Annotated in this window: 4 protein-coding genes; all 4 read left to right on the forward strand. The window is 73.5% G+C overall.

All coding sequences use genetic code 11. The annotated features are described in order from the left end of the window. Window positions 1-147: 147 nt before the first annotated feature. The 4 genes from ACFTZC_RS36870 to ACFTZC_RS36885 all read left to right on the forward strand — a co-directional run bounded on the left by ACFTZC_RS36870 (window position 148) and on the right by ACFTZC_RS36885 (window position 8,106). Window positions 148-2,073 (forward strand): TIGR03960 family B12-binding radical SAM protein, encoded by a 1,926-nt coding sequence (locus tag ACFTZC_RS36870; RefSeq protein ID WP_365813815.1) that lies wholly within the window; start codon window positions 148-150, stop codon window positions 2,071-2,073. Window positions 2,074-2,176: 103 nt separating this feature from the next. After that, window positions 2,177-2,710 carry a GNAT family N-acetyltransferase gene (locus ACFTZC_RS36875; RefSeq protein WP_382897699.1) on the forward strand — a complete coding sequence of 178 codons (534 nt, stop codon included), beginning with the start codon at window positions 2,177-2,179 and terminating at the stop codon, window positions 2,708-2,710. 251 nt (window positions 2,711-2,961) lie between these two features. After that, a complete protein-coding gene (locus ACFTZC_RS36880) occupies window positions 2,962-3,744 on the forward strand; it encodes a TIGR03936 family radical SAM-associated protein (RefSeq protein ID WP_382897702.1) in 783 nt (260 codons plus the stop codon). Between the two features lie 234 nt (window positions 3,745-3,978). Beyond that, window positions 3,979-8,106, forward strand: coding sequence for a ribonuclease E/G (locus tag ACFTZC_RS36885; RefSeq protein WP_382897704.1), 4,128 nt, complete (start codon window positions 3,979-3,981; stop codon window positions 8,104-8,106). Window positions 8,107-8,192: the final 86 nt, after the last annotated feature.

Consider the following 8,192-nt stretch of genomic DNA (forward strand, 5'->3'; position numbering starts at 1 on the left):
CCGCGTGCCCGCGTGTCCCGAGCCGGGCGCGCGGGGTCTCGCGCGGGTGGGCGAGCGGCGGGTGCTTCCGGCCGCGTTAGGCTGGGAGGCCGCCCCTGTCCGCTCATCCTGCCGGTCCACACCTGTCAGCCCACGAAAGATTCCGTGATGCCTGTCACATCGGTCTTCCCGCAGCTCGAAGCTCTGCTCCCGCATGTGCAGAAGCCGATCCAGTACGTCGGGGGTGAGCTCAACTCCACCGTCAAGGAGTGGGACGACACCGATGTCCGCTGGGCGCTGATGTACCCGGACGCGTACGAGGTCGGACTGCCCAACCAGGGCGTCATGATCCTGTACGAGGTGCTGAACGAGCGCGAGCGCGTCCTCGCCGAGCGCACCTACAGCGTCTGGCCGGACCTCGAAGCGCTGATGCGCGAGCACGGGGTGCCGCAGTTCACCGTCGACGCGCACCGCCCCGTCTCCGCGTTCGACGTCTTCGGGCTGAGCTTCTCCACGGAGCTGGGCTACACGAACATGCTCACCGCCCTCGACCTGGCCGGGATCCCGCTGGCCGCGAAGGACCGTACGGTCGACCACCCCATCGTGCTCGCGGGCGGCCACGCGGCCTTCAACCCCGAGCCGATCGCGGAGTTCATCGACTGCGCGGTCATCGGCGACGGCGAGCAGGCGGTCCTGGAGATCACCGAGATCATCCGCGCCTGGAAGGCCGAGGACCGCCCCGGCGGCCGCGAGGAACTCCTCTTCCGGCTCGCGCGGACCGGCGGCGTCTACGTACCGGGCTTCTACGACGTCGAGTACCTCCCGGACGGCCGCATCGGCCGCGTCGTACCGAACCGCTCCGGCGTCCCGTGGCGGGTCTCCAAGCACACCGTCATGGACCTCGACGAGTGGCCGTACCCCAAGCAGCCGCTGGTGCCGCTCGCCGAGACCGTGCACGAGCGGATGTCCGTGGAGATCTTCCGCGGCTGCACCCGGGGCTGCCGCTTCTGCCAGGCCGGCATGATCACCCGCCCGGTGCGCGAGCGCTCCATCACCGGCATCGGCGAGATGGTCGACAAGGGGCTGAAGGCCACCGGCTTCGAGGAGGTCGGTCTGCTCTCCCTCTCCTCCGCCGACCACAGCGAGATCGCGGACGTCGCCAAGGGACTCGCGGACCGCTACGAGGCCGACAAGATCGGGCTCTCCCTGCCGTCCACCCGCGTCGACGCGTTCAACGTCGACCTGGCCAACGAGCTGACCAGGAACGGCCGCAGGTCGGGGCTGACCTTCGCCCCCGAGGGCGGCTCGGAACGGCTGCGCAAGGTCATCAACAAGATGGTCTCGGAGGAGGACCTGATCCGTACGGTCTCCACGGCGTACGGCAACGGCTGGCGCCAGGTGAAGCTGTACTTCATGTGCGGACTGCCCACCGAGACCGACGAGGACGTCCTCCAGATCGGCGACATGGCCGTCAACGTCATCGCCGAGGGGCGCCGGGTCTCCGGCCAGAACGACATCCGCTGCACCGTCTCCATCGGCGGCTTCGTCCCCAAGCCGCACACCCCGTTCCAGTGGGCGCCGCAGCTCAGCGCCGAGGAGACCGACGCCCGGCTGGTCAAGCTGCGCGACAAGATCCGCGGCGACAAGAAGTACGGCCGCTCGATCGGCTTCCGCTACCACGACGGCAAGCCCGGCATCGTCGAGGGCCTGCTCTCCCGCGGCGACCGCCGCGTCGGCGCGGTCATCCGGGCGGTGTACGAGGACGGCGGCCGGTTCGACGGCTGGCGCGAGCACTTCTCGTACGACCGCTGGATCGCGTGCGCGGACAAGACGCTGCCGGAGTCCGGCGTGGACGTCGACTGGTACACGACGCGCGAGCGCACCTACGAGGAGGTCCTGCCCTGGGACCACCTGGACTCGGGGCTCGACAAGGACTGGCTCTGGGAGGACTGGCAGGACTCGCTGGACGAGACCGAGGTCGAGGACTGCCGCTGGACGCCGTGCTTCGACTGCGGGGTCTGCCCGCAGATGGACACGGAGATCCAGATCGGCCCGACCGGCAAGAAGCTGCTGCCGCTGACGGTGGTCAAGTGAGCCGTCCGGGCAGGTGAGCCGCACGGCCCAGGTGAACGACACGGACCCGGCCAGGGACGAAAACCCTGGCCGGGTCCGCGTGTACCGGCGGCACAATGGGGCGATGCCGGAGTTCATCGCGCCCGACGTCCGCGTCCACGCCTCCTTCCTCGACGCCATGAAGGAGTTCGTCGAGGAGGACGAGGGCGAACGGTCCCTGCTCACCCACGAGATGGAGCAGTACGCCGGGAGCTGGCACCGGCCGGACGTCTTCGCCGCCTACTGCGCGCGGCTGAACGCCGAGCCGCTGGAGGAGACCCCGCGCATCGCGGGCTGGGTGCCGAGCACCACCCTCTGGTACGCCGACCGCGACACCTTCCTCGGCCGCCTCAACATCCGCCACCGGCTCAACCCGTTCCTGCGCGAGATCGGCGGCCACATCGGCTACGCCGTACGCCCCACCGCCCGCCGGCAGGGACACGCGACGGCCATGCTCCTCGCCGCGCTGCCGGTCGCCCGCGCGCTCGCGGTCGACCCGGTCCTCGTCACGTGCGACACCACCAACACCGCGTCGCGCAAGGTGATCGAGGCGGCCGGCGGGAGGCTGGAGGACGAGCGCGGGGGAAAACTCCGGTTCTGGATCCGCACGGACGGCTGAGGCGTCCTGAGCGGGTGTCGCGGCCTGTGGAACCGCCGGAGCACCGGGCGCGTACTCTGGGTAGTACAACGATCGTCCCCGGCGTGGCGCCCGTACCCGAGATCTCCCCGCACAGTGCGGGGAGGGTCCAGGACTCGGGGTGATCCCGCCGAAGTCACGTCCATGGGCGGCGCGTCACCGCGTACCGCCCGCACCGAGGAGAAGAACCACTGGGCAAGCGACAGCCCGAAGGCCCGCCTCCCGCACCGGCGGTGCAGCGCATCCGACTGCGCTACACCAAGCGCGGCCGCCTCCGGTTCACCAGCCACCGAGACTTCCAGCGCGCCTTCGAGCGGGCGCTGCGCCGTGCCGAGGTGCCCATGGCGTACTCGGCGGGGTTCACCCCGCACCCGAAGGTGTCGTACGCCAATGCCGCACCCACCGGCACGGGCAGCGAGGCCGAGTTCCTGGAGATCGCCCTGGTGGAGGCGCGCGACCCCGACAAGCTGCGTGAGCTGCTCGACGAGTCGCTGCCCGCGGGTCTTGACATCATCGACGCCGTCGAGGCCCGTACCTCGGGACTCGCCGACCGGCTGACCGCTTCCGTGTGGGAGCTGCGGCTGGACGGCGTGACCGAGGAGGAGGCGGTACACGCCGTCTCCGCCTTCCTCGCCGCCGGCACCGTCGAGGTGGAGCGCCGTGCGAAGAACGGTCTGCGGACCTTCGACGCACGGGCCGCCGTGGCCGGCCTGGAGGTGGCTCGTCCACAGCCTGATAGGCCGGGGGACGGGCCCTGTGCGATACTGCGGCTGGTGGTTCGGCACGTGACACCTGCCGTACGACCCGACGACGTCCTGTCCGGTCTCCGAGCTGTGGCCGACCTGGCGCCGCCGGTCCCCGCAGCGGTGACCAGGCTGGCGCAGGGGCTCTTCGACGAGGAGTCCGGCACGGTGACCGACCCGCTCGCGCCCGACCGCGAGGCAGCCCGGCCCGCCGCACCCATGGCCGCCGGACCCGCCGCCGCGACGGCGCCGGAAGGTGCAGGTTCCGCGTAAGGCGGTCGTTGTAGCGCAGCCCTGGGACTCGGGAGCCACCTGGGTCGGGCGGCGCACTGACCAGAAGACTTTCGCCAGGCCGTACGTACATCGCGTACGGAACCGGCGACTCAGACATAACAGCTCCCGTGCGGCGCCCGCGCCCCGGACGGCGGCACATCGCGCACAGCGCGGGCCGCGGCCGGACCGGAACCAGGCGTGGCGCCCGGGAGCGTGACGGGAGAACCCCCCCGCATGCTCGAGTCCACCGAACCCGGTACCCCCGGGGACACCAACGAAGAGAACAACTCACCCAGCGACACGCTGCCGCCGCGCCGCAGGCGCCGTGCCGCGTCCCGCCCGGCGGGACCGCCCACCGCGGCCGAAGGCACCGCCGCGTCGGACGCCGGTGCGACGAGCGTCGCGGAGACCGTCGCGCCGGCCATACCGGCCGCCGAGTCCGTGACGCCGGACGCGTCGGAGGCCCCGGACGCTCCGGTCGAGGCGGCGCCGCCGCGTGCGCGCCGTCGTGCCACCCGGAAGACGGCCACGCCCGAGCCGGTCGCCGAGGCTGAGGCGGCCGTGGTCGATGAGGTTTCCGCCGAGGAGCCCGCCGCGCCGCCGCGTGCGCGCCGCCGGGCCACCCGGAAGACCGCCGCGCCCGAGCCGGTCGCCGAGGCTGTTGTGGCCGATGAGGCGGCTGCCGAGGAGCCTGCCGCGCCGCCGCGCGCCCGCCGCCGGGCCACCCGTAAGGTCACGGCGCCCGAGACCGCCACGGAGCCGGTCGAGGCGGCCGTGGTCGAGGAGACCCCCGCGCCCGCCGACGGCGCCACCGTGGCACAGGCCCCGGCCGAGGAGCCCGCGCCCGCCGCGCGTCCCCGCCGGCGCGCCACCCGCAGGGCCACCGCGCCCGCCGGTGCGCCGGAGCCGGAGGCCGGGACGGCCCCGGAGGGTAACGGGAACGGCACCGTCGTCACCGGCGGCGAGAGCCTGCCCGGGGACACCGTCGCCCGGATCGCCGCGGACGAGCCCGAGGTCCAGGCCGCCGAGAAGGCCGCCACCCGGGGCCGTACGCGGCGCAGGGCCACGGCACCGGCCGCCGCGCCCGAGCCCGCCGCCGAGCAGCCCGTGGCCGAGAAGCCCGCCGCCGAGAAGCGTGTGGCCGAGAAGGCCGCCACTGACAAGCCCGTACAGCGTGAGCCCGAGCGCGCCTCGCGCCGCCGGGCCGTACGGCCCGCGGTGGCCGTCTTCCAGGCGCCCGTCTTCACCGAGCCGATGTTCCAGACCCCCGAGACCGCCGCCGCGGCGGCGGCCGCCGGTGGGCGGACCGACGCCGTGGACGAACTCGACGAGGCCGACGAGCCCGCCGAGGCCGCTGCCGCCGCGCCCGAGCCGGTGGCCGCGCCCGAGCCGTCGGGCCGCCGGAGCAGGCGCCGTCGCCGGGGCGAGGCCGCGGAGCCGGCCGCCGAGGCCGCGCCGGAGACGCCGCGCGCGCCCGTCGAGGAGCCCGCGAGCGAGAGCGACGACGAGGCGTCCGACGACGAGGCGTCCGAGTCCGCGGAATCCGCGGAGGATTCCGACGAGTACGGGGACCGTCCCTCGCGGCGCCGCCGCCGGGGTGGCCGTCGCCGTCGCCGCGGCGAGGCCGCGGACGCCGAGGACACCACGGACGAGCAGCGGGAGGAGACCGCCGCCGAGCACACCGACGAGGCGGACGGCGACCGGAGCGGCCCGGACGGCTCCGACGCGTTCGACGACGGCGAGCAGGACGACCACGACGCGTCCTCGGGCGGCTCCTCCAGCAGCCGCCGCCGTCGCCGCAGGCGGCGCCGGAGCGCCGACGGCGGTTCCGACGCCGAGCAGGGCGCCGGTGGCGGTGACGACCCGGAGCGTACGGTCGTCAAGGTCCGCGAGCCGCGCGAACGCCGGGCGAAGGACGACGGGCGCGAGCCCGGCACCGGCGCCGACGAGGTCCAGTCCATCAAGGGCTCGACCCGTCTGGAGGCCAAGAAGCAGCGCCGCCGTGAGGGGCGCGAGCAGGGCCGCCGCCGCGTGCCGATCATCACGGAGGCGGAGTTCCTCGCCCGCCGCGAGGCCGTCGAGCGCGTGATGGTCGTCCGCCAGCACGGCGAGCGCACTCAGATCGGTGTCCTGGAGGACAACGTCCTGGTCGAGCACTACGTCAACAAGGAGCAGGCGACCAGCTACGTCGGCAACGTCTACCTGGGCAAGGTGCAGAACGTACTGCCGTCCATGGAGGCCGCCTTCGTCGACATCGGCAAGGGACGCAACGCCGTCCTGTACGCCGGTGAGGTCAACTTCGAGGCGCTGGGCATGGCCAACGGCCCGCGCCGGATCGAGACCGCCCTCAAGTCCGGCCAGTCGGTGCTCGTCCAGGTGACGAAGGACCCGATCGGTCACAAGGGCGCCCGCCTGACCAGCCAGGTCTCGCTGCCGGGCCGCTACCTCGTGTACGTGCCCGAGGGGTCGATGACCGGCATCAGCCGCAAGCTCCCGGACACCGAGCGCGCCCGGCTGAAGACCATCCTCAAGAAGATCGTCCCCGAGGACGCGGGCGTCATCGTCCGTACGGCCGCCGAGGGCGCCAGCGAGGACGAGCTGCGCCGTGACGTCGAGCGGCTGCAGGCGCAGTGGGAGGACATCAAGAAGAAGTCGAAGAGCGGCAACGCCCCGACGCTGCTCTACGGCGAGCCCGACATGACCGTCCGGGTCGTCCGTGACATCTTCAACGAGGACTTCTCGAAGGTCATCGTCAGCGGCGCCGACGCGTGGCAGACGATCAGCGGTTATGTCGCGCACGTCGCGCCGGACCTCTCCGACCGGCTGTCGCGCTGGACCAGCGAGGTGGACGTCTTCGCGACGTACCGCATCGACGAGCAGCTCATGAAGGCGCTGGACCGCAAGGTCTGGCTGCCGAGCGGCGGCTCGCTGGTCATCGACAAGACCGAGGCCATGATCGTGGTCGACGTCAACACCGGGAAGTTCACCGGCCAGGGCGGCAACCTTGAGGAGACCGTCACCAGGAACAACCTGGAGGCGGCCGAGGAGATCGTCCGCCAGCTCCGGCTGCGCGACCTCGGCGGCATCGTCGTCATCGACTTCATCGACATGGTGCTGGAGTCCAACCGGGACCTGGTGCTGCGGCGTCTGCTGGAGTGCCTGGGCCGGGACCGTACGAAGCACCAGGTCGCCGAGGTCACCTCGCTGGGCCTGGTGCAGATGACCCGCAAGCGGGTGGGCCAGGGCCTGCTGGAGTCCTTCTCCGAGACCTGTGTCCACTGCAACGGCCGCGGTGTGATCGTCCACATGGAGCAGCCGGTGGCCGCCGGTGGCGGCGGCAACGGCAAGCGGGCCAAGAAGCGCGGTCGCGGCGGTGCCGGTGCGGACCACGAGCACGACCACGAGGTGACGGGTACGGCGGCGGAGTCCGACGCCGAGGCCGGGACCGAGTCGGAGGCCGAGCTCGCGGCGGAGGTGGCGGCTCCGGTCGCGCTCGCCGCGCCTCCCGCGGCGCAGCCGCTGTCGGACGCTTTCGTACCGGACGAGGAGCTGTACAGCAGCGTCGCGGAGGCCGAGGCGGCGGTACGGGGCCGGTCGCGCCGCCGTGCGTCGCGCAAGGCGTCGGCCCCGGCCGGTGCGCCCCGGGCGGCGGAGACCGTGGCCCCGGAGGCTCCGGTGGCTGCTGAGGCCCCGGTGACCCCTGAGGTCCCCGAGACCGCGGCGGCCCCGGTGGCCGAGGCGCCCGCGGAGGCCGCAGAGGCGCCCGTCGCGGACGCGGCTCCCCAGGGGCGCACGCGCCGCCGCGCCACCCGTAAGGCGTCGGCTCCGGCCGGTTCGCCGAAGGTGGCCGACGCGGAGGCGGCGGCCGAGGTCGTCGTCCCCGTGACCCCGGAGCCCGAGCCGGCCCCCGCGGAGCCGGTCGCCGAGCCGGCCGTGGAGCCGGTCGCCGAGGAGGCACCGGTGGCGGCGCCCCCGCGGGCACGCCGCAGGGCGACCCGTAAGGTCACCGCCCCCGCCGGTTCGCCGTCGGGCGCGGAGGAGGCGGCGATCGTCGTCGTGGACGCGCAGGCCAGGACCGAGGCTCCCGCCGAGGCCGAGGCGGCGCCGGAAGCGGCTCCCGAGGCCGAGGCGCCCGCGCCGGCCAAGAAGGCGGTCCGTAAGACGGCGGCCAAGAAGGCGCCGGCGAAGAAGACGGCTGCCAAGAAGACCACGGCGAAGAAGACCGTCGCGAAGAAGACGACGGCCAAGAAGTCGGCGGCCAAGACGACGAAGACCGCGAAGACCGCGGCCAAGACGTCGAAGAAGACCGCCGCGGCGGAGCAGACGGCGCCCGCCGGCGTCACGGCCTCCACCGAGGACTGATCCGCGCGGTCCCCGTGCCGCGCCCCCCCGCCCCGGCGGCGCCGGCCGCGGGGGCCCGGGCGCCACCGGGGGGGCCCGGTTGTGAC

It is taken from the genome of Streptomyces sp. NPDC056987, assembly GCF_042673865.1.
Classification (GTDB): Bacteria; Actinomycetota; Actinomycetes; order Streptomycetales; family Streptomycetaceae; genus Streptomyces.

What these genes read in the sequence shown, in the direction of transcription:
- ACFTZC_RS36875 (WP_382897699.1), top strand. Translation starts at nt 2,177, where the DNA reads ATGCCGGAGTTCATCGCGCCCGACGTCCGCGTCCACGCCTCCTTCCTC.
- ACFTZC_RS36870 (WP_365813815.1), top strand. Translation starts at nt 148, where the DNA reads ATGCCTGTCACATCGGTCTTCCCGCAGCTCGAAGCTCTGCTCCCGCAT.
- ACFTZC_RS36885 (WP_382897704.1), top strand. Translation starts at nt 3,979, where the DNA reads ATGCTCGAGTCCACCGAACCCGGTACCCCCGGGGACACCAACGAAGAG.